This is a genomic window from Vibrio tubiashii ATCC 19109 (assembly GCF_000772105.1).
Classification (GTDB): Bacteria; Pseudomonadota; Gammaproteobacteria; order Enterobacterales; family Vibrionaceae; genus Vibrio; species Vibrio tubiashii.
Genome location: NZ_CP009354.1, coordinates 1,730,320 through 1,753,425, shown reverse-complemented (window position 1 = coordinate 1,753,425; position 23,106 = coordinate 1,730,320). Strand labels below are relative to the sequence as shown.

The window sequence follows — 23,106 nt, the reverse complement described above, 5'->3', positions numbered from 1 at the left end:
AATGGGATGGCGAATACGCTAGAATTACTCTCATGTTAGTCATGCAATGCTTTAGTTTATATGCCAAATTCCGCTAATCAGACGCTATTTATCGTTGAAGATGACCCTAAGCTTCGACAAATGCTGTGTGAATATTTTGTCTCTCAAGAGTTCAGTGTTACGACTTTTGAAGAAGGTGAAAGTGCCATTGATGCCATTGTTGAAAATCAGCCTGATATTGTTCTCCTCGATCTTATGCTCCCCGGTGTTGATGGGCTGACAATTTGTAGACAGATTCGTCCAAGCTACTCAGGTAAAGTGCTTATGCTGACAGCCAGTGATGACGATTTTGATCATGTCGCAGCACTAGAAATTGGCGCAGATGACTTTGTAACAAAGCCGATTAAACCGCGAGTTTTGCTCGCTCGGATGAGAATGTTGTTAAGAAGAGTTGAGGCGAGTACTCAATCGATACCGCAAGCAGCTAATTCGAAAGTGCTAGAGTTTGGTCAGTTGAAGCTTAATGATGCACGTAAAGTTTGCGAACTGGCAGGCGAGGTGGTTTCAATGTCTGATAGTGAGTTTGACTTACTATGGGCTTTGGCTTGTTCTCCTGACGAAGTGTTGTCTCGGGATCAACTGACCAAGACGTTGAGAGGCATTGAGTATGATGGTCTAGATAGAACCGTCGACAACAAGATTGTGAGTTTGCGTAAGAAACTCGGTGACACATCTGCAACGCCAAAACGCATCATTACTGTCAGAGGAAAAGGGTATTTGTTTGTCCCAGATACTTGGTAATAGTCGACAAACTTAATCTTAAGAGGGTATATGCGCAGAATTTACTTGGAATCGTTTATCGGTTTATTGATCTTATTTACATTAAGTATTTTTGCGTATGAGTACATTATCTATGAACTCAATCCAGATTATGACTATGTACTGCAGGAAAGAGAAGGCGAAGCGTTCAGGGATATGGTGCTGACTATTTACCAAAACCAAGGTAAAGAAGCGGCTATTGATACTATGGAACGCGTGGTAGAAAAAACGGCCAAAACCCTGTTCGTTGTTAACTTGTCTGATGTACCAAAAGACGTCGCCAACTTTTTCGCCCAAGACCAATCGAATCTCAATATCTATTTTGATGAAGAAAGACATTTCTGGTTTAAGCTGTTAGAGCCTAACGAGATTTACTATATCTCGCCGGATTTTCAAACTGAGCTACGCCAAGCAATTGAATTTGATGATGATATTGTTTGGGGCTTCATTCTCGGCGGCTTCTTTGTCTACTCACTGTGTTTGATTTTGTTCTTGAGCCGTAGAGTGCGGTTACTGGAAAATGCGACGGTTAAGTTTGCTCAGGGCGATTTCAACGTTAGGGCTCCGACTAAAGGCAGAGATGCCGTAGGGAGATTGAATACGAGCTTCAACTATATGGCAGATAAGATTTCTAACCTCATTGCTAGCAACCGTTTCTTAACCAATGCGGTTGCCCATGATCTGCGAACGCCAATTTTTAGAATTCAATGGCAAGCTGAAATGTTGCAAGACCAGAACTTGTCTAAAGAGCTGCATGACAAAATAGCGAGCATCATCGAAGATACCGAAGAAATGGAGCGAATGGTCGATGAGCTACTGTATTTCGCTAAGATGGAACGTCCTGAAACCGAGCTGAGCCTAGAGCAACTTAATTTGAATCATTTTCTACCAGAAGTCGTTCAGCGCTTACCAAACAGCCGTGATATTAATATTGCACTTGATATCGAAAGCAATGTAGAACTGTGTGCGGATCGTTCATTGTTGAAGCGCGGAGTAGTGAATTTGCTTTCGAATGCCGTTAAGTATGCGAAAGATCAAGTGCAGCTAAGCGTAAAAGAGTCTGATGGACACCTAGTGCTCATGGTAGAAGATGATGGTAACGGCATTCCTTCTGAGCATTGGTCATCAGTTTTCCAGCCATTTTACAGTGCTGACGCGTCAAGAAACAAAGAAAACAGTGGATTTGGCTTAGGGCTTGCGATTGTTGACCTAATCGTTAAACGGCATCAAGGCACTGTTGAAGTCGGTCAAAGCACCTTGGGTGGCGCTCAATTCACCCTGACATTCCCTAAATTGTAATCGAGGCTGACAAAGGCGTGACAAAGTCGCGACAAAGTAGATCTACATCTCATTTTTCTGATTTTGTACACTGTGCACTATCGCTTGCCTAACCAATTAATAGGCAACGACTTTAAGAGCAAAGTCCCATACAGAAAATCGAGAGTTCTATATGTCAGCCAACTACCTTAATTTTGTTTTATCGCTTCCTAAAGTCGCTGAAGCCGTATATCCGGATATTCATGGGCTTAAAAAGCTACGCTATAACGCGCGTTTTTGCTTATGGTCGTTGCTTAAACCAGGCGTTTTAAAACAGATGCAAGAACTCTTCGCTCAGCCCGATCTAAAAACCATCACGGACGTTAACCCGCGATTGCTCGAAAAGCCTCTTAAACCTTATGTTTGCTTGAACTGGCGCCCAGAACAGCGCGCGAAGAAAATCTATGAGCATTTTAAAACCCTCCATGAAATGTATGGCCGAGGATTCTTAGACTTTTACTCTAATGAAGGTTGGCTTCTCGCTGAAATTATGGGTTGTAGGCTGCTGTTGTGTGCGGGGCCTGAAAGAGAAGGCTCATTGGCACTAAAGCTGACAGATGAGAAAAACCGCGATCTGTTTACGTTGGCGTTTAATCTATCGACCACGCCACGCAGAGAAATCCACATTGGTGCGCTACAAGGACCTGGGGACCACATTAGTGATCGAGGAGAGATCATTAAGTCACTGACTCGCGGTATTCATGGTTTACGTCCAAAAGCGTTAATGCTTGAAGTTTTGCTGATGCTCGCTCGCGAGTGGCAAGTAGACAATGTTTTCGGTATTACAAACAAAGGGCATATCTATCAAGCATTGAGATACACAGGTTCGAAGCGTTCAAGTGTGACCTACAATTACGCTGAATTGTGGACCGAGTATGGTGGTGAACAAGTCTCGAAGTTTATGTACAAGATCCCACTCCAGCCACCGCGCAAAGATCCGAGTACACTTAAGAAAACGAAACGTCGTTTATACACCAAACGCTATGCTTGGATTGAGGAAACACAAGGTGTGGTCAAAACGCGTTTGAGTGAGCTTTAAAGACGCTTAGCGAAGTGACATATGAACAAAGATAAAGCCTGACTCATGTCAGGCTTTTTACTGAGATTGGTTTCAGTCATTGTCTTAAGGAAGGGGATTTTGACGATTATTTATCCATAACTTACTCATTGGATCTTTCACCCGACTCTATGTTTTGTCGTAGCGGACACGTATATGCAACTTAGTCCGTTTTACAAATCATAGATAAAATTGAAGGTGAAAAACTATGACTACTAATTCCTGTGCTTCGCACTGTCCCCAAAAAACCGATACTCGTATGGGTTATTTGCCAGAGCCATATCGAATTCGAGTTGTCGAGCCTGTTAAACATACGACACGTGAAGAACGAGAAGCTGCTTTGGAAAAGTATGGATACAATCCGTTCTTAATTCCTAGTAGCGAGGTGTTTATTGACTTGCTGACTGACAGTGGTACGGGTTCTGTTACCCAAGGGATGCAAGCAGCAATGCTGAAAGGGGATGAATCATACAGTGGTAGCCGAAGCTACTACGTTTTAAAAGATGCGGTCAAAGATATCTTTGGCTACGAGCATACCATTCCAACTCACCAAGGACGAGGAGCTGAACAGCTCTATGTTCCTGCGTTGATTGCTAAGCGAGAGCGTGAGAAGGGCCTATGTCGTGAACAAATGGCCGCAGTTTCAAACTACTTTTTCGATACAACTCAAGGGCATACCCAGCTTAATGGCTGCCGAGTGGTTAATGTGCCTACCAAAGAGGCTTTCGATACATCGGTTAAGTCTGCATTCAAAGGTAACTTTGATATTGAAAAATTAATCATCGCTATCGAAGATATTGGGCCAAAAAACGTACCTTACATCGTGAGTACGATTACATGTAACTCGGCGGGCGGACAACCGGTATCACTCGCAAACCTTAAAGAAGTGTATGAGATAGCCAGTTCATATGACATTCCAGTTGTAATGGATTGCGCACGATTTGCAGAGAACGCGTATTTTATAAAGCAACGAGAGCCTGGTTACGAATGCTGGTCTATTGAAGAAATCACCAAAGAAAGCTTCAAGTATGCAGATATTCTATCCATGTCAGCCAAAAAGGATGCGATGGTGCCTATTGGGGGGTTATTAGCGTTTAAAGACTATACGCTTTCCGATGTCTTCCAAGAGTGCCGCACCTTATGTGTCTTGCAAGAGGGTTTTCCAACCTATGGCGGGTTAGAGGGAGGCGCTATGGAACGTTTAGCCGTAGGTCTCTACGACGCCATGCGTGAAGAGTGGTTATCTTCACGTATCGATCAGGTTCAGTATTTAGTTGATGGACTTGAAAGAGTCGGGATCAAATGTCAGCAGGCTGGAGGACATGCAGCGTTTATCAATGCGGGTGACTTATTGCCACATATTCCAGCCGACCAGTTCCCCGGTCATGCAATGGCATGTGAATTGTACCGTGTAGCTGGAATTCGTGGTGCGGAGATTGGCTCTTTGTTGTTAGGACGCGATCCAAAAACAGGGCAGCAGTTACCGTGTCCGGCAGAGCTTTTGCGATTAGCGGTTCCTCGAGCCACATATACACAAGCGCATCTTGACTATGTGATTCAAGCCTTTACGGAGATTAAGGAAAACGCGCCCAAGATTAAAGGGCTGACCTTTACATACGAGCCACCCGCCTTAAGACACTTTAATGCGGAGTTCCGAGTTCTTGAATAGTTTCTGATATTAAAATGACAAAGCGCCATCGATGTATGGCGCTTTTACTTTTTTATTCGCTAATGGTTCTGTTGTTAGCTAAAAAACTTTTCCCAAATATCTAATGTACCTGAGATTGTCCCTTTATGGACGTAGTACCTAGGGAACGACTGGAAGACATAGATATCGTCGCCATCACGGATTAAGCTATAGAACAAGAACTTATATCCCGATGAGATCTGGTTGAAATGATCATTTTCATCTTGCTTGTTGTCATCGACTAAAATCTTACGCGAGTAGACAAAATAGATGGTTTGCTCACCTAATCGGAGTTGCCTTGCCTCTACTTTATACTTTGAAAGGTAGTTGCCGTTGTCATCTTGCTTGGTTTGTAGTGCAACCACCTTTCCTCGATAACACGTTAAAAAAACATCTCTATCATCATCAGGAACATGCAGTGTCATCGAATACTGGCAAGATGCGCCGTTTAAGAAAGCGTAAGTCGTAATCGATGCAAACAACCCTAAGACGATCACCGCTATTAAAATAATACGTTTAACCATTGCCTTTAACCTCCATTAAACCACTCTGACTTGAATAAAAGAATCTCCCTTCTTTCCCGTTTACAATTGATGGTTCGACATAGTCCCCTTGTATCGAACACAGGGTAGCGTTACCTAATTTTTGGCAGTCGACACGCACCCAAGAGAATACAATGTAAAAGGCGGCGTAGAGACAAAACAACAAGGCACCGATAGCAATGGCAAGCTTAGCCCTTTCCCACCAAGTTTCGTATATGGGTGGAAAGCTTGTATCTTTATTGTCTGGGGGAGGGAGCACTGTCTCTTGTAAGGAAGGTTCTTGTGATTGAGTCCATTGAAGTTCGGAAAGATCGATTCTATAGCCCTTTCTAGGAACATTAGTAATTTTAATATTATTAAGATCGAGGATCTTCCTAAGGTTTGTAATCGCAACGGGTAAAGAGTTTGGACCTATTATGTCGGGGCGTCCCCAAGCATCGACGATTAAGTCATCTCTGCTGACCACTTCACCATCTTCCTCAACTAATCTTTTTAGTACACTACTTTCTGGAATAGTGATAGAAAACGATTTTTCGTTGTCCAGTAGAATCTGAGCACCAGATTCATTTCTTTTTAGTAAACAGTTGCCGATTCGTAAATCGAAGCATTCCGTCCCGTTTGTAGCCATAGAGCGCCTCCTTTGTAAAATAGTTGGAGCTGACTTTTTAATTTGTCGGACTATTTTTAGTTATTAATATGTTAATTGTTCAGTAAATGATGAGTAATTTAGTGTTTTTTAGGTGCAGTTATGTGATCTGGAGCACGAAGAGGGCGTGTTTAGAGCAATCACTTTGTAAGGGTTCGTATTGGGTTATAAGGGAGAAAATAAGTAGAGAAGTTGATGCAAAAATGAGCAAAAAGCCGGCTCCAAAATTGGGAGGAATGAAGCCGGAACAGAGAGTGAGAGTCGCCTAAGAAACTCACCTCACAAGGAAAATTGTTGAGATTGATTCCTTGGGTTGAAGGAATGGAGTTGCGGTAAGTAGGTAGCCTCCTTTCTTTGTTAATAAATCTTGCATCATTTCCGGCTCGGATAGATGAAATGTACAGTGAACATTTGCCCCTTCTACCAAGTCATTTTCACAAATATCTATGAATGATTGAAAAGAGCGGCATATAAGCGTGTTAGTCATCCTTGTTTCTCCTGCGTCTCTTTGTATTTACAAGGCAATTCTGAAAGGAAACGTTTCAGCAGGGTACTTAATTAACGTTATTTATCAGTGAGGGGTAAGTTGAAATGAAGTTTGATAAAGCTCCTCAGTTAGATGACAAATATTTAATCTTGAGTTTAGAAAGGCGTTAGCTCCATTGATTAATCTAATTCCGAACTTAACCAACAGCAGGAATAAGATTATGAAAAAACTTACTACACTTAGCATCTTGATTGGCAGTATGATTGGCTTTAGCGCGATGGCAAACCCTACGGATGGCCCCAACAAGGTTAATCTTGTGCCTACTATGAGCGCAGAAAAAGCGCTTAGTCAGATTAAAACGCTCAAGCCTGCTAGCTATGATTCTATTGAATTGATTGAACAAGAAGATGGTCGGTTTCTCTACGTTGCCACTGCAAAGCAACAAGCAGAGCAGGACACCATTTTCTTTGATGCAACAAGTGGTAAAGACGTTACCCAAACGATTCAAAAAGTTAACTTTTCACTTCAAGAGGTCCTTGCGCAAGTTGGTAAGACGCACCAAGGGCTCATTGTCTCCGCGCATTCGGATTTAGTGCCAGAACTGGGAACCATTTACATGGTAGAGCTCAAAGAGAGTTACGATGAGCCACTATCAACCTTGCTAGTTATCGACGCTAAAACATTAAAAGTGATTGATACTGAAAAGGTTGATATGCAAGAGATGTTTTTCAATGATGAGGGCAATATCGAGTTTGAGTTTGGCATGTATGAAGATAACTTCTACGACAATGCGCATTCTATTAATGGTGCCAATGACTTAGAATTGCTAGAAGTTGGTCCACAACAACAATCTTAAATGTCATGCAGCTAGGCTGGTCGCTCGGAGTTTGAGTTATGAAAATTTTATTAGTAGAAGATAACGTAGAACAATCGCGTTTTCTGAGTCATAGCTTAGAGCAATCCGGGCACCAGACTGATCGAGCCGAGACCGGAAAGTTGGGTTTGATTTGTGCATTGCAAAATGACTACGACGTTATTATTTGCGACCGTATGATGCCAGAAATGGATGGTCTTCAGATGATTCAGGCGCTAAGAGCGAGTGGTAACCAAACTCCTGTATTGGTGCTCAGCGCATTGGATAGTGTAGAGGAACGTGTCAAAGGATTAAGAAGTGGGGGAGACGACTACTTAGTTAAACCTTACGCTTATACCGAGTTGCTGGCGAGAATAGAAGTGCTGGCGCGAAGACCAAGTGAATCGCAATCTCAAGCAAATAACACCGAGTTAAAGCTAGATTCTCTCTCCTTAGATACATATACCCGAAAGGCAAAGCGGGGAGAGGTAGACATAGCACTCAACACTCGTGAATATCAAATTTTACTCTATTTAATGGAAAATCAAGGCCGGATCGTGACACGAACTATGCTGCTAGAGAAAGTTTGGAATCATCATTTTGATCCGCAAACCAATGTCATTGATGTTCATATTAGTCGATTACGAAAGAAGATTGATCTCGATGGTTACAAGCCCCTATTGCACACCGTGAGAGGGGCTGGCTACGTCATGGAGGATCGCTCGTGAATTGGCTAAATGATCCTTTCCGCCGTTTTCTGAACTTATATGCCATGCTAGTCGTGGCAGCGATTGTGTTGCTGATCGTGATGCGTACCAGTATCTATGCCTGGTTCATTGATAATAGTGTCTTGCCCATTGTGGCTTCTGAAGCTAACTACGTGTATGAGCTATGGGAAGAGTTGGGCCCAGAGGAAACCAAGAAGGTTCTGCGAGCCGATCACGACGCCATCTTTAGCTACGTTTTCAAAGAGCATATCACAGACCAAGAATTGAAAAAGCTAGATTCTTATGAATCTACGGGAGACATGGAATTTGGGATTGAATTTTATGTTCAGGAGAATGAAGAGTCTGATTACGTCAGCGTCGAGACTTACCTTCCCGAAGGGGATGGATGGCGCACACTAGAAGTTCGAGTAGAAGATGCGTTTTTTAATCAACAAACCCAGCTGATTAATGGGATCATTTACGCAATTGGAGCTTTGATGATCGTAGGGTTTGTCATTGCTTACTTCATGATAAACAGCATTAAAACTCGACTGACTGATATTAACGCCGCGAGCAACAGCATAACTAAAGACAACGATTTACATCTTAGAATCCCCAATGAAAACCTAGAAGGGCCGCTGTCAGAGACCATTTCAGAACTGAATATGATGTTGGATCGCCTTGCTCTGTCGACAGAGATGACTAAACAGCAAGCAAACAACATTGCGCATGACTTAAGAACTCCGCTTACGTCGATTTATCATCGAATTCAGCAACTTTCTGAGAGTCACTCAGAACTTGAAGAAGTAGAGCAAATGGTAGCAAATCTTCTTAATACCTTTAATCAGCTGCTGCGAATAAGCCGACTTGAGTTCAATGGAGAACAGATAACCCAAAGTGCTGTCAATCTTCAACAGTTAGTCGAGTGCGCGGCAGAGCTGTACGAGCCTGTTTTAGAAGACAATCAGTTAAACCTAGAGTTGAACATTGATCCGAAACACCAAATTAAAGCCAGCCAAGAATTAATGATGCAGGTAGTGTCCAATTTGATCGATAACGCCTGTAAGTTCAATCAAGCGGGTAATACGATTCGAATCTCTTCAGCAGAGAAAGCAGACAGTGTAGAACTAACTGTAGCGGATCAAAGTGGCGGAGTAGGAGAAGAAGAATTAACCTACCTATGCCAAAAATTCTACCGCAGCGACAGTAGCAGAAATACAGAAGGCAATGGGCTAGGGTTAAGTTTAATCGCTGCTGCTACCAAGAGAATGGGAGGCAACTTAGAGCTAAAGGATGAGTATCTATATGATAAGGTGGGTCTTTCAGTCACACTGAAGTTTCCAAAGGTTTAATAGTGCGAAATGGATACGACAGAACCTTAAAATAGACGGACGTGCAGTTAGCTAACATAAGTGAGAATAGGTTCATGTTTGAATTTATAGTCGCTTTTCTGTAGTGACAGTGCTCGTTGTACTTCTGAAAGAATTTGGCTGTTACTCGGGATGTCGCCATTTGCATTCATCACTATTCGATGATCTCCTTCAAGTGGAGTATAACGAAATGGCACCGTAGAATAAAAAATACCGACGGTTGGTGTATGGGTTGCAATAGCTACATTTCTGATCCCAGTGTCTGGTGCGACCACCAATCTCGCTTTCGCAGAGTACTCTACTAACTCTTCTAAAGGTAAGCACTGTTGAATCTCAAAGTTGTCCTTGCCGATTAAGTGCTTAAGGAAGTCACCTTTCTCAAAGTCATTTTTCCCCTCCAGATAGACGTGTTGATAATCTGGCAACAAATTTACAGCCTCTTCTATGAGTGATTTCATTTGTTGTTCGGAGAGAATTTTAGTCTTAGTCGAAGCGCCATTGAAATAAAGAATTTTTGGTCTGCTGCCTTTTTCTTCTTTGAATAGTTTCAAGTGATTAGGGTACGCGAAATCAAGAGGTCGTTGAGGGTTGTGTCCAAGCATTTTTAACATGTCTAGCATCACTTCCAACTCTGGTTGGTAGTCAGATCGGAATACTGCAATATTATAAAGAGTGCCACAAAGGTAAGATATGTATGGGAATCCGAATTTCAACTTTGCCTTGCTAAATAGAGTCATCCAGTATGAGCGATTTGTACCAGCAACATCGAAGATAATGTCCTGCTCATCAAGTTGCTTGAACTCAGCAATTTGCTCTTTCAATGTCAGTTCTTTTTTCTTATGACGTCCAGTCATAAAGATTGTTTCATCAGCTAAATCAGAAGGCGCACCATACTGGTAGTTTGATACACCTACTAGAGTAATTTTTGCGTTAGGAAAAAACTTCCTCGCTTCCACTAACATCGGACGAACAATCACTTGGTCACCAAGTGCTGCATGACGAAAAATCGCAATTTTTTTTACTTTCTCAGGAGAGAACTCATTTGCAAGATAGTGACGCGCAGCTGAAGATGTATAAGCGCCGCGCTCAAACCACAGGTGATTCATAATGTTATCCGGTAAACTTTTTTAGTGCTCTACTGGCGATATGAAATAGTGTGCAAAGTTTTTAGCTTGTTGGTGAGGTGAGGAGTGTATTTTGGTGAACTTGAACCATATTTTGCCGCGATATTGCAACTTACAGCCGATCTGTTTCCTAAATAAGAGAACTAAATCATCAGATTACGGTCTGTTCTGCAAAGTTCATCCAAATACCGGAAACTCTCAAAGTCGCGTTCAAGTCTAAAGCTAAATCGCAGTATTGCTTATATAAATAAGGAAATGTTTGGTGTTGCGTATTAGCCGTGAGCGTTAAGTTGTATGAACTTTGGAAGGTGTGGAAGCATTAGATAAAAGAAAAGCCCACTATAAAGTGGGCTTTTCTATAAATTTGGTGGGTCCGGGCGAACTCGAATCGCCGACCCCTACCATGTCAAGGTAGTACTCTAACCAACTGAGCTACGGACCCAAATTTATGTTCTTTGCAACTGAATGCTTCAAGGAGTGGTGGGTCCGGGCGAACTCGAATCGCCGACCCCTACCATGTCAAGGTAGTACTCTAACCAACTGAGCTACGGACCCATTCCTTAAGAACGAGAGGGATGTTACCGAGAGTTATTCAATCGTGCAAGCGCATTTTCTTCGATTTTTACTCGTTTGCTTTATAACTAATCGAATTGTTGTTGTTTTACGCATTGCCAATTAAAAAATGTGCATTAAATCACGTACATATCTCGGCTCGTTAACGACTATTGTCCTCGACCATCAAACATAACCACGATGGTTTTTGTGATAATGCTCATATCCATGCTTAACCATGACTTCATTGAGCACAATGAAAGAGCGTAACTATGGTCATAGCCAACTTTTCTACGAACATCATCAATACAAGTATCGTAACCTTGGTTTACTTGCGCTAGCCCTGTGATTCCGGGCATGACACCGTAAGTTCTGTCAGCAAAGTAAGGGATTGCATTCTCTAGTTTACTGTAAAAGCTTGGGCGCTCTGGACGCGGGCCAATTAATGACATTTCACCCATAACAACATTAAACAACTGAGGAATCTCGTCTAGGCGCGTTTTACGTAGGAAGCGTCCGACTGGGGTGATTCTTGGATCGTTTTCTGTCGCCCATACAGCACCAGTGCGTTGCTCGGCATCTTGATACATGGTGCGAAACTTAATGATTTCAAAAAATACCATTTTTTCCGGTGTTGATTTACCTACTCTCAATTGCTTGTAAAAAACAGGACCAGGGGAGCTCAGTTTTATCGCCAGTGCGATAAAAGGCATGACTGGAGAAAGCAGTAGCAATCCAAATAGTGCGCCAAATAGGTCAAACAGACGTTTTGCTAACCAAATTGAAATGTGTGTTGATACGTTGCTCATAATAATCTCCTTATTGGCCTACGCGAGACCATTTTCCTGATTCAAGACCGAATAGGTAACGCATACCACCGATGAAATTTGCACAGTGACCTGCAACGATATAAAGCAGCAGTTTGCAGGCTTTATGACTAAAAATGTATGGCAATTGATGACTAAGTACTGCTAGTGAATAAAGCGCGATTTGGACGATCAATGCTGCCATGAAGAGCGGGTTGTCCATCATGATAATTGAGCTAATTAAGCAGAATATCAGTAGGTAAGGGGTGATGAGTCTTAATCCTTTTCCTGAAAAGAATGCAAACGCAACGCCTTTGTACTTTGGTAAGAACATCTCACAAAGTTCGATAGCTTGTTGCATGTTTCCTGCGGAAATTCGCAGTCTTCTGCTAAAGTCGTCTCTCTCGTTTGTTGCCTCCATCTCTAGTGCAACCATCTGAGGCTCATACTCTGCAATGTAACCTTGACGTACGATCGACATAGGAATCATAAAGTCATCATTGATAGTGTCCATGCTCATTGATTCAAACAGGTGAGTTCTAAACAGGTAGAAAGCTCCGTGTGCGCCTAGAGTAGAACCTAAGGTCGCTTCGCGCATCTTGAGTTTACTCTGATATTGCCAATAACATGCTTCGCCTTCATTACCCGGTTTAAACAGCTGGTAATGGCCATTGACCACGCCAACTTGTTCATTATGAAAGTGTTTGTTGGCAACCCATAATGCATCAATTGAAATGAGAGCTGAGACATCGCTCAAAGCTGTAATGTCACTCGTGATGGTTTTCATCTGTTCATTGACGACCGCGACTTTGCCACGATTGGATTCGAAGGCTCTGATCTCGAAGTGAGTATCTGCACAAATCGCCTCTTGAATGGTTTGCTCCGCGATTGAGACAGTGTTGTCAGTACAACCATCGCAGGCAATGATGACCTTGTATTTGTTTTTTGGATAATCGAGCGAAGACAGGTTACGAATTTTGTCTGCGATCCATTGCTCCTCGTTGAATGCGGGAACCAAAATTGTGATGGTCGCGCAAGCTCTGTCCCCTTTAATACTTTTGAATCCACGACTACGGTGATTTATCGTTTTAAAAGGGTGCTGTTTCGAGTACCAAGAAAGCAGCACTGGGTAACCAACATGGTGATAGATAACCAAAAGGCAGCTGACGACAAATAGAATCGTGAGTAGTAAGTCGATCATGCGCTTTTCTCCTCTGCCAACATTTCATAAGCTCTCATCATGTCTCTGATGTCATTGTTGTGAAGTACAAAGTCACGCGGAGAGTCAGTGTGGTGTAGCTCAAGGGCAGTGAGGACACTAGAAGCGAGTGCTTGCGGGTTTTCACTCTCAAATAGGCTCCCTGTAATTGGGCAGAGTGTCTCACCTGTAGCTCCCACGTTACTTGTTAAAGTGACAATGTCACATGATTGGGCCTCTAATGTTGAAAGTGGGAAGCCTTCACTACGTGAGGGAAGGCAGAACAGATCCAATGCTTGATAGAATCGAACCATGTCATCGACAAGACCTAAAAAGGTGACTCTATGGCTAATGCCAAGTTCCTTCACTTGTGCTTCGAGCTTTTTCCTTTGGCTACCTTCGCCTGCAATTACCAGTTCAATGTGATTCGGCAGTAAGGTCATTGCATCAATCAGCACATCGTGACCTTTTACTTTTTCAAGGCGTCCAGCGCTACCAATAATCGTGCTGCGCACAGGAAGACCAACAACTTGGCGAGCCAGATGTTTAGAACCAGTTGTGAACTGCTCGCAATCGATGCCGTTTTTAATAACCGTCACGTCTTTATAGTCGAAGTGACGGTGAATTTGCTCTCTGACCAAAGCCGCATCGGCAACAATACTTGGTTTCGCTATTTTTAAAGCAAAGCCTTGTAGAGAGCGATGTTTCTCGTCAGATAAATGCCATGCGTCGTGTTCTGTGTGGATTCTCGCCTTAACGCCTGCCAGTCTTGCGGCTATCGAACCATAAAGAATTGGTCCAATATGATGAGTATGGACAACGCTAGGTTTGAGTGTGCGGAATAATCTGAACAGCTGAACCAAAGTTTTAACACTGTATCCCGATGGTTTGTTCAAGAAGATAAGTTGGTTCTTTACGGCTTCAAGTTTCGACCATTTTGAGATGGATTCTTGTTTAGTCCCTTCTAGGCTAATGATGAGCACTTTCTGTTGTGGGTTAGAAAATGCGAGCATATTGAGAGCTAGCGCCTCTAGACCACCAGGAGAGAGGTGTTGGACCACATGGATGATTGTTTTGCAAGGTGTGCTCATACTAGCTCCTAAACGAATAATTCCTTTAAGTTAGTAAGAGCACATAGTGTGCCAGATTTTAAGTGTTTATATTTCAGTGTCTTACGTGTTTTAAAAGTTAGTTCTCAACCTGATAATCAATTTGAAAGTCTTTATGATTGATAAGGCTTAATCTTAGGAATATAGGTAATCACAGGTGCATTTGTGATCGCCTCAATCTCTTCTTTACGTCTAATCGAAGAGTCAAACAGCTCTATAAGGATTGCGACGCCTGCACCCAATCCGATGCCAGCAATTAAACCAGCGATGACAAAAACAATCGCGGGAAGGTTAGCAGGTCGACTCGGAGTATAAGGAAGGTCGATAATTTTGACTCGTTTGTTTTGCTCGAATACACCTAACGATCCGGTTAACTGCGCCATCTCGTAACGTTGAATCAATTCATCGTAGAGCTGACGTTTAATTTCCGCATTTCTCACTAGGCGGTGCATGGTTTTCGCGTTATCACCAAAGCTATTGGCTTCCTGTTCTAATCGGGCGATCATTTCTTTGAGACTTTTAGTCTCCTCAGTCAATGATTCATAGCGGCCACGGACTAATTGCAAACTTTGGAGTTGGGTTACCAGTAAGGGCTGCACTTCACCAAGATCTTTGAGCTTGTTGCTACTAGCGATGTCCCATAGCTGATCACTACTGATGTTCGGTTGTTCCATTTGTAGCAAGATGGAACGCTCATTCTCTAAGCGTCGTAACTCACGTTCTTTACCTTGAACGGCACTGTGACTTTCAGTGTATTTCGCTTTTAGAAGCGTCAACTCGCTGCGAATTTCGATGATCTGATCTTCAATTTTACCGACTACTGGATTTGTTTTAGACAGTTGTTGATCGAGTGAGCCTAAGCTTCGTTCTACACCTGCAAGCTCGGCTTTTTTCTCCGCGTAGCTTTGTTTCAAAGAAGCAAGCCTACCTAGTGCTTGGCTTTGCATTTCTGGCGTGACGGAAGCGTAGCGATTTTTGAAGTCTGCCAACTCATTCTCAGCAATATCCAGCTCTTCTCTGCGCTTTTCAATATGAATCGCGAGGAATTCGGATGAATCCTCAATCGAAGAGCGTTCAGGAGCAAGCAGCTGCTCTATAAAGTGCTCGCTAATTGACTCCAACAGCTCTTTCATCCCAGCAGGGTTAGGGGCTGTTAACGAAATCTTTAGAAAATCCTTACCTGGTTGAGTCACAGTAAGGCTGCTTGAAAGTTTACTTATAATGTAATCACGCTCTGCAGGAGCCATCGAGTCATCGATCAAACCATGCTCTTTCGCGACAGCCGTCAATACGTGACGACTTTTAAGCAAGGTGCTGAGCGCATTGAGCCGCTCTTTTAGCATCGTTGATACGGCGATATCCTCTAGGAAAGGGTTCATCTTCGCCGTTTCCTGTATCAGCATAGAAGTATGCGACACGTAATTTGTTGGTGCGACTTTTCCAATGAAGTAGCCAACAAAAGGAAGGATGAGAATAGGTACTACGATTACGTAGCGCTGTCGCCATGCTGAGTTGAGTATGACGATGAACCTCATTTTTAGCTCATTCATAATGACTCCAACATACTATTAAGCTTAACTGTACGAGCATCCCAGCTTTCCGATGCAACAGATTGCTGCTCACCAATGCTTGAATCTAAATCTAGGCCATTTAAGGCGTCAGTAAACTGCTGAGCGTTAGTCACTACGTTGACTTGCTCTCTATATGGAGAAAGTGCAGGGAAGGGCGTCGCAATAACCGAGCTTCCTGCTGCTAGGTACTCAAGCAGTTTTAACGGGCTGCATGAGGCGATTTGCCCATTAGATCTAAATGGCAATAGGCTAACATCCCAATGTTGGCTGTAACCTGGCAGTTCAGTATGAGGTTTTGGGCCAAGGTAGTGTACATTCGGCAATTTTGGCAAAGGATTAGACGGCAGTTCCAATGGACCGATAAACACGAACTGCCAAGTTGGATTGGCTAAGCACACTTGATCAATAAGTTCATAATCTAACCAGTTAGACAAACTGCCATAGAAACCAGCAATTTTATTTTCTGCTGAAGGTAAGTCGATGGCACGACTCACTGGAGTGCTGAACAGATGCGTATCGACCCCATGAGGTAGATAATGTGTTTTAGACTGAGGAAATTTAGTCAGTAGTTTTGCACTCGCCGCGAGAATTAAATCTGCATGTTCGACAAGTTTACTTTCGTGCGTTGCCACTACGTCGTGGTCAACACCTGCAAGAGATGAAAAATCATCGCCACAATAATAAACAATGGCAGATTCATCCAGTGTTCCACACAGATCAGCGGTGGTAGGGAGTGAACTCCATAAGATGGGCTTGTTTAAGCCAAGCTTTTTAATCACGGGTTTCAACTGAGAGCAAATCATCGTTTTAGCTATTTGACGCGCGAACCAAGAACGAGGTGCTGGAATCGTTTTTAGGTTAACGACACTGATATTCGACGGTTGTTCGTTATGGCGACTAAAGCCCCCCTTACTTTTACCTAATAGCTTGTTCGCTGCTCGCTTGAAATCGTGCATCGTCAGTTTAGGCTGACGCAGGCCAATCGAATTTACCCACAGCACTTTACGCTGCTTAGCCAAACGAATTACTAGGTGTTGAGTACTTGATGGCAAACCGCCGAAGTCTTCACCGAAAACAATAAGATCACGCATGACGACTTTCCTCATTACTAGTTGAAGAGTCAGCAAGTGAACGAATTACTCTTGCTGGATTGCCTGCTACTACCACATAGGGAGGGAGATCCTTGGTAACAACACTTCCGGTGCCAACGATAGTGCCTTCACCAATAGTGACATTTGGGCAAACCGTCACGTTTGTACCAAGCCATACGTCGTTTTCGAGGATGATATCGCCGACGTCGCAATCTAGATCTCCAAAACCTTTTGCCCGCATAGCCGCATCTAAAGAGTGACCCGAATAGCCGAAGAGAAAAGCTCGACCAGCAATACGAACATTGTCACCAATCACGATTTTATGGCCAATTGCGAATGTGCTTTGCCATCCAATATCAACGTTGCTACCAACAATGAGCTGAGGATTGTCAGATTGAGGTCGAGCACTAAAAGTAGTTTGTCCTGAAATACGACAATCATCGCCTAAGGAGATAGTTAAGGGACCAGAGACAAAAGGCACACCACCAAACAGGTAAAGTCCTCTGCCGTATTTTGATAGTCGCCCTTTAAAGGCGGGAGTGTGTACTGAAACGCGTAAAAGGTTTCCCCATAGAGAGCTAAATGCAGAGTAGAGTAGACCAACGAACTTGTTAAATAGTTTGGGAGTTGGAATATCGCATGCGCGAATTGCTTTCAAAATGAGAAACAATTTGCGATACGCAGGATTCTCATTGTGTTGTAGCCAAACTTTGAAGTGGTTTAATTGCTGAGCCAACATGATTGCGTCCCTTACATTTGAATTATGCAGAGACTATTTCACGTAACGTGCCAAAATATAAATTAAGTAAAAACAATGAGATAAGTCTAGTCATTCTTTCGTCTTGTTAAGATTCTCAAATTGAGAACGTTTTTGAGTAATTCGAGAGATGGCAATACATAGCGCAGCAAGTATGTAAATTGGCCAGGTAAAGCCTTGAGTAAGGAAGGTACCAGAGACAACAGTACCTATTACGCCAGCATAGACGGCAAGCGCCGTGGCGGTCAGATACGGAGATACAGAGTCCTTTAACTCAGCCAGAATTGAAAGTGTTTGCCTACTGGTTTTAATCAATGAAATGATGATACCGATGAAGACGATCAGGCCAAGGAAGCCCATCTCTGCCAGAACACCAAACCATGTACTGTGTACAGCGTGGTTGAGCCCGTCCCAATGAGAGCTGTAGTAGTAGTAATTTGAATAGAAGTTATTAAGACCAACACCACTGAAGGGATTATCCAGTGCCATCTTGAATGCTGCTTCCCACGCATACAGACGACCCATTGCGGATGCATCGATACCTTCTTCTGCAGCGCCACCGGATTGTCGATCTGAAATACCAGCGACCGCAAATAAAACCGCTAAACAAATGACTCCGATGAAAATGAGTAGTGATTTTGAGCGGATGAGTCGCAGACCGAAAATACCAAATACGGCGACTGAGCCTAATAGCCCGCCACGACTTTGAGTCGCGATGACAGCAGCCATTGCGAGAACAAGCCCTACGATTCCTAGAATGCGTGAAACGCCAATTCCTTTAGTCGTTGCGAAGCTAATGGCGAACGCGAGAGGGAACATCAACACGAGCGACAAATCATTTGGGTCACCAAGAACAGATCCAAGTTGGCGACCTATGGTAACCCGAGTGCCTTCCACCAATCCGATGCCTGCTGACGAATTATATAAAGCAACGACGGCAATGAGCCCGCCAGCCAAAATAATTAGCGTCGCTATTTTTCGAACGGCGTCTTCCGTATTAACTAACCAGGCGATTGCCAGTGTCATGACAATGATTTTCCAGTAGATATTCTTAAAGTAGGTAATGGCGATACCTGGATTTGATGAGAGTACAACGCCAATAACCACTAGCCCCCAAAACAGGGCTAACCACGTCATACTTGGGTGCCAGAATGTTTGTAATTGTCGGCTTACCAATGTATGCCACATGAGCGCAGAAAGAGCGCCCAACGAGAGCAATAGCGGGATCTTGAGCGAGTAAAGTGCTGGAATAGCTTCATGAATGCGAAAGAAAGAAAACAAAACGAATAAGCTAACAAGCCAAAATGTTTGATTGAGTACAAACAGAGCACCTAAGGGAACAAAACATAAGACCAACACAATCGCAGGGTGAGGCACCACGTACCATAGCATTGCTAATCCAAAGCTAAGCAATGTCATGAACAAGATTGGCGCAGCTCTGTTAGCACTAGCTTGGTTCACACTGTTCATAGTGACTTACCAAGGTAGTTATTGACGGTATGAGTTAAGCTCTTCAAAGAAACCCCCGAGATCAATTTAAAGCGAATTGCAAAAGCAACGACACCTAAGGGTTGAAGAAGCAACATTAATGCCGAAACTTCTATATTTTGGTGGTAACGGCTGGTTAAAAGAAATAGTGCAGTCAGCATCAGAAGGGCAAAAATGTTGCTCGACGGATAAGCGAGGTAGTGCGCTTGTTGACTAAACCAAATGGTGAGAGCGAAACGGCAAAGCTGCCCAGCAATCAGTCCCCAAAGTATTGCCTCTATACCTGACTCTATGGAAGCGAAGCAAACGATGAAGGCTAAAACTGTTGATGTAACGTTGATATATAACAGTTGAGTGGTATTTTTCTTGTACAAAATACCGAAGTTCGTCAGCTCAACGAGCTCTTTGAAAAGCATCATAGTAATGGTCATACCTACCAAAGCGACCGCGGGTTGGTAGGATTCGGGTAGGGCGATTGTAATAAAAATTTGGCTTAACCAAGCGACGGTAGCCGAAATGACGCACAACAATACCACGCCTTGCGTCGTGACATTGGCGACGTAACCGGCGCCTTTGTTGTCCATTGCCTCAAATCTTTTTGGCATCCACCACATATGGAAAGGTTGAATTAGGATACCGACAGCCAACGCAAACTTAGCTGCGATAGCATACATACCCAAAGTTTCTAAGTTTGTTGCTCCTGCAATCAACCATCTCTCTGCGCCACTTAATCCGAAAGCAACAACCCCAGATAACATTAACGGTGCCGAGTATCGAATGTATCGTTTCATGCGCTCTTTGTTAGGCAGCATAAGCGGGAAGTTGATATAGATATGAAGAAACAGAAACTGTACGAATGTGCAAATGACGTTAAGCGCGAATATCAACGTCACATCAGGCTTATGTAATAACGCAATGATAAGTAATGACACTTGGGCAATAACAGTGCTGACACAAATCTTAAAAAACAACCCTGCCTGATTGTGCAGCCTCAACCACGCTAGACTTATCGCTAAAGGAGCTTCATAGCAGAGGACCAACGCAATAAATAGGACTTGTTCATGAGTGATCGAATCCGCTTTGAAAGGCAATAAGTAGTAACCTATGAGCAACAAAACGCTAAGAGACATAGAGAGAAGAAGTGTTGCGCTGTACAGTTGAGATGCCTTTCTCTTTCTAACGACTTTACTACTGACTGTGCCGATAAAGCGATAAAGGTTTTCATGCATGGCGAGACCGACGATGAGGCTGAAAAACACGGTCGTGACGCCTAGTAGCTCTAAGTGGCCGATTTGAGATGGCAATAAGTAGTGTGCCATCAAAGGCAATGTGAACAAGGATACACCTTTAATTAAGAACAAGCTGACGGCGTATAGGCTAATGCTTTTAATATGTTCTGTGTTCATAGCGAATCTCCAATCAGTTATCCATTTTTCGGTCAAAAGACCCTAGTCACAAGCACGAATCATTGATGTGACAATGTCACCGTTTATATGCTGCGCAAATCTCTGATAGCGGTATTCAGCTTTGTATTGTTCAGCGACGACTCGTGCTTTTGTGCAGCAACGTTCAAATGCTTGGCTATCGTTCGTTGCGTAAAGCAGAGCATCACACAATGAATCTGCGTTGTTTGGTTGATACTTGATGCAATTTTCATTGTGCGTTAATTGCTGATCCCAAAAGGAGCCGTCTTGTGGGATCACTACGCACATACCGGCGGCTAATGCTTCTAGGATTGAAAGACCGAAGGGTTCGTTACAGCTGGTAGAGACAAAGATGTTAGACTGGCTTCTGATTTCATCAAGATTGTCAGGATCTTCGTACCATTCTGTGTGCTTTAGTAACACTGGCGCCACAGACACTGGTAGACAGGTGTCGACGGGACGAATAAAGCAAACATTAAGCGCGATAGGTTTACAGCGAGCGGCAAGTTTGGAGGCTTCTATAAGCGTATCGAGACCTTTCCACTTTAATAGCGAAGCGGCCCAGAAGCAGATAGGAACACTCTTTTGACATTCTGTAGGCCAACGCTGCGCAGGGATGCCATTGACAAAAGACTGATAGCTGGAGGATTTTAAATAGCTTTCAGCCAAGGCGGAGGTATCTTCAATCTTTGTTGCGTGTTGAAGATAAGCTTCAAGTGCAACCTTTAGACTTTTGCGAGTAGATGGCAAATAGAAAACTGCATCTGCTATTGTCAGGCAGTAGCCGATAGAGCGTGATAGCCCCACATTACCGTGGATAAATTGGGTGACTTCAATGTTTAAGAAAGCTTTAAGCAAGTACATTGGCATGTCGATTCCAGGACCGGAAGCTCCCACTATTTTGGCTATACCACGTTCCATCACCAAGGTTTTGAGCATAATGAGCAAAAGGTAGAGTTGGTTTAACCAGTAGAAGGCACCGTTATGCTTTTTCATCAGCCAAGAAACCGCAGAAACTTTGCGTAAAGTGACATTGTGTTTGGCATAGAATTCTGTCGCTTTCCAGAACTCTGGGTCAACGGTCAACACAATAAATTCATTGCTGGCGATTCGGCAAACATTAAGCGCGTCACTGGTCGCGATCTTAGAACCACCTTTGAACGTGATGGGGTCAAATATCAATGTTTTGTTCTTATTGCTAGCCATGCTGACCTCCTAATGAAAGGCGATTCGCTACGTAAGTCTTAATTGGCAGTAACGTGTTTAGGTACGAGCGCTTTGACTGCTGAGGTTGATCAAGAAGCGTTAGATACAAACGCTCAATCTTGGCGCAGCTAACGGAAATGTCGTGGTGCTTAACAATTGACTCGTGAGCTTGGTTGGCAAGGCGTGCACAAAGCTTAGGGTTGTTAACTAAAATGCGCATTGCTTTGGCAATAGGAGCGACACCATTATTTGGATACAATACCCCTGTTTGACCGTGTTGGATAAACTCTGGAATGCCTCCTTCAAAAGGAGCAACGATTGGAAGCTTAGCTAGAGCAGCTTCTGCGATAACCAAACCAAAAGCTTCACTCCGTGCGCCACTAATGAACGCATCACAACCTTTTAGCCAGCCAACTACATTGGACTTCTCGCCAACGAAGTGAACGTTGTCTGACAAATGCAGGTAGTCGGCTTGCTGTTGAAGCTTTGATGACATCGGCCCATCGCCAATCACCACTAAGCGTACATTTGGGTACTCCAAGGTGACGTGACGTAACGCGGTAAGAATTCTATCTACCCCTTTACGATGAATGAGTGAGCCAACCGTAGCGAAAACAAAGTCTTCTTTGGGAATACCAAGCTCAATGCGGAGGTCAACAGGGGATTGATTAGATAGGGCTTGAACGTCAATCCCATTGTGAACAACGGACACTCGTTCTTGTGGGTAGCCATCTCTTACTAAAGATTCACTTACTGATTTACTGACTGAAATGATATGCGGAGATAGGTGAAGACCAAGAGTTAATCTATCTCTAGTAGGATAAGAGCAGTGTAACTGGGTGACGACAGGCACATTACTTAGCCTTGCAGCAGCTAGCATCCATTGGCAAGGTGCACCACTATTAATATGAACCAAATCAATCTGTTCGCGTTCAATTATTTTGCGTCCATGGTTGATCAGTTCCATCCAGTCTGAAACGTTGTATTTAGGTGCTTTCCAACCTAGTAACAATGGAAAGTTATCTAGTTCGTTAGGCACATTGAACAACTCAAGCTGCTTTGAAAGCTCGCGATTATTTGTCCAAACAAATGCTTCATAGCGGCGGTTACGCAGGTATTTTATTAGATCCAGTAGGCACTTCTCACTACCTCGAATCCAATCATCACCATAATGTACAAATAGAATCTTCTTTTTCATTGCCGACCCCTTACGTAACTGTCTCAAAAAAACGGATTAATAGGTTTATTGAGTTAAATAACGCAAATGGAGTGCCAATAAAGAGGTTAATATAAGTTGATGTTTTTATGGGATAATA

20 protein-coding genes and 2 tRNA genes are annotated in these 23,106 nt (G+C 43.3%); 7 read left to right on the top strand and 15 right to left on the bottom strand.

Annotated elements, in window-relative coordinates:
* The first annotated feature begins 60 nt into the window (after positions 1–60).
* From IX91_RS07960 to tnaA, 4 genes are all read left to right on the top strand, one after another.
* Positions 61–780 (top strand): response regulator, encoded by a 720-nt coding sequence (locus IX91_RS07960; RefSeq protein WP_004745169.1) that lies wholly within the window; start codon positions 61–63, stop codon positions 778–780.
* Between the two features lie 30 nt (positions 781–810).
* Entirely contained in the window at positions 811–2,097 is a 1,287-nt protein-coding gene (locus tag IX91_RS07955; RefSeq protein ID WP_004745168.1) for an ATP-binding protein, read from the top strand.
* A 151-nt stretch (positions 2,098–2,248) separates the two neighbouring features.
* Complete coding sequence (locus IX91_RS07950) at positions 2,249–3,154, top strand: VirK/YbjX family protein (protein ID WP_004745166.1); 906 nt, start codon at positions 2,249–2,251, stop codon at positions 3,152–3,154.
* A 226-nt stretch (positions 3,155–3,380) separates the two neighbouring features.
* On the top strand, positions 3,381–4,841 hold the full coding sequence (tnaA, locus tag IX91_RS07945; protein WP_004745164.1) for a tryptophanase: 1,461 nt from the start codon (positions 3,381–3,383) through the stop codon (positions 4,839–4,841).
* A 74-nt stretch (positions 4,842–4,915) separates the two neighbouring features.
* Here the strand turns inward: tnaA and IX91_RS07940 are convergent, their stop codons facing one another.
* The gene (locus tag IX91_RS07940) at positions 4,916–5,383 is read right to left on the bottom strand and encodes a hypothetical protein (RefSeq protein WP_004745162.1); all 468 of its coding nucleotides are present in this window, start codon (positions 5,381–5,383) and stop codon (positions 4,916–4,918) included.
* On the bottom strand, positions 5,376–6,029 hold the full coding sequence (locus IX91_RS07935) for a winged helix-turn-helix domain-containing protein (protein WP_004745161.1): 654 nt from the start codon (positions 6,027–6,029) through the stop codon (positions 5,376–5,378). The genes IX91_RS07940 and IX91_RS07935 overlap by 8 nt, the downstream gene beginning before the upstream one ends.
* A 725-nt stretch (positions 6,030–6,754) precedes the next feature.
* Between IX91_RS07935 and IX91_RS07925 the strand changes: the two genes are divergently transcribed.
* From IX91_RS07925 to IX91_RS07915, 3 genes are read left to right on the top strand one after another with little or no spacing between them, the layout of a single operon-like run.
* Positions 6,755–7,390: a hypothetical protein gene (locus IX91_RS07925; protein WP_004745156.1), complete on the top strand. Its 636-nt coding sequence runs from the start codon at positions 6,755–6,757 to the stop codon at positions 7,388–7,390.
* Positions 7,391–7,428: 38 nt separating this feature from the next.
* Complete coding sequence (locus IX91_RS07920; RefSeq protein WP_004745155.1) at positions 7,429–8,115, top strand: response regulator transcription factor; 687 nt, start codon at positions 7,429–7,431, stop codon at positions 8,113–8,115.
* A complete protein-coding gene (locus IX91_RS07915) occupies positions 8,112–9,446 on the top strand; it encodes a sensor histidine kinase (RefSeq protein ID WP_004745153.1) in 1,335 nt (444 codons plus the stop codon). The genes IX91_RS07920 and IX91_RS07915 overlap by 4 nt, the downstream gene beginning before the upstream one ends.
* A gap of 47 nt (positions 9,447–9,493) precedes the next feature.
* On the opposite strand, the gene IX91_RS07910 is transcribed toward IX91_RS07915, so the two are convergent.
* From IX91_RS07910 to IX91_RS07850, 13 genes are all read right to left on the bottom strand, one after another.
* On the bottom strand, positions 9,494–10,570 hold the full coding sequence (locus IX91_RS07910) for a glycosyltransferase family 9 protein (RefSeq protein ID WP_004745152.1): 1,077 nt from the start codon (positions 10,568–10,570) through the stop codon (positions 9,494–9,496).
* A 383-nt stretch (positions 10,571–10,953) separates the two neighbouring features.
* Positions 10,954–11,030: transfer RNA gene (locus IX91_RS07905), tRNA-Val, on the bottom strand.
* 36 nt (positions 11,031–11,066) lie between these two features.
* A tRNA-Val gene (locus IX91_RS07900) sits at positions 11,067–11,143 on the bottom strand.
* A gap of 167 nt (positions 11,144–11,310) precedes the next feature.
* Positions 11,311–11,949, bottom strand: a complete 639-nt coding sequence (locus tag IX91_RS07895) for a sugar transferase (RefSeq protein WP_004745150.1) — start codon at positions 11,947–11,949, stop codon at positions 11,311–11,313.
* Positions 11,950–11,959: 10 nt separating this feature from the next.
* On the bottom strand, positions 11,960–13,147 hold the full coding sequence (locus IX91_RS07890) for a glycosyltransferase family 2 protein (protein ID WP_004745149.1): 1,188 nt from the start codon (positions 13,145–13,147) through the stop codon (positions 11,960–11,962).
* On the bottom strand, positions 13,144–14,235 hold the full coding sequence (locus tag IX91_RS07885) for a glycosyltransferase (RefSeq protein WP_004745147.1): 1,092 nt from the start codon (positions 14,233–14,235) through the stop codon (positions 13,144–13,146). Before IX91_RS07885 ends, IX91_RS07890 begins: the two co-directional genes overlap by 4 nt.
* A 131-nt stretch (positions 14,236–14,366) precedes the next feature.
* Positions 14,367–15,803 carry a GumC family protein gene (locus tag IX91_RS07880; protein WP_004745146.1) on the bottom strand — a complete coding sequence of 479 codons (1,437 nt, stop codon included), beginning with the start codon at positions 15,801–15,803 and terminating at the stop codon, positions 14,367–14,369.
* Positions 15,800–16,915 (bottom strand): glycosyltransferase, encoded by a 1,116-nt coding sequence (locus IX91_RS07875; RefSeq protein WP_004745144.1) that lies wholly within the window; start codon positions 16,913–16,915, stop codon positions 15,800–15,802. Before IX91_RS07875 ends, IX91_RS07880 begins: the two co-directional genes overlap by 4 nt.
* Positions 16,908–17,654 carry an acyltransferase gene (locus IX91_RS07870; RefSeq protein WP_004745143.1) on the bottom strand — a complete coding sequence of 249 codons (747 nt, stop codon included), beginning with the start codon at positions 17,652–17,654 and terminating at the stop codon, positions 16,908–16,910. The genes IX91_RS07875 and IX91_RS07870 overlap by 8 nt, the downstream gene beginning before the upstream one ends.
* A 90-nt stretch (positions 17,655–17,744) precedes the next feature.
* The gene (locus tag IX91_RS07865; protein ID WP_162828852.1) at positions 17,745–19,091 is read right to left on the bottom strand and encodes an O-antigen ligase family protein; all 1,347 of its coding nucleotides are present in this window, start codon (positions 19,089–19,091) and stop codon (positions 17,745–17,747) included.
* A gap of 47 nt (positions 19,092–19,138) precedes the next feature.
* Complete coding sequence (locus tag IX91_RS07860; protein ID WP_004745140.1) at positions 19,139–20,566, bottom strand: lipopolysaccharide biosynthesis protein; 1,428 nt, start codon at positions 20,564–20,566, stop codon at positions 19,139–19,141.
* A 42-nt stretch (positions 20,567–20,608) separates the two neighbouring features.
* Positions 20,609–21,790: a glycosyltransferase family 4 protein gene (locus IX91_RS07855; RefSeq protein ID WP_004749501.1), complete on the bottom strand. Its 1,182-nt coding sequence runs from the start codon at positions 21,788–21,790 to the stop codon at positions 20,609–20,611.
* Entirely contained in the window at positions 21,783–22,988 is a 1,206-nt protein-coding gene (locus tag IX91_RS07850) for a glycosyltransferase family 4 protein (RefSeq protein ID WP_004748947.1), read from the bottom strand. The genes IX91_RS07855 and IX91_RS07850 overlap by 8 nt, the downstream gene beginning before the upstream one ends.
* Between the last annotated feature and the right edge of the window lie 118 nt (positions 22,989–23,106).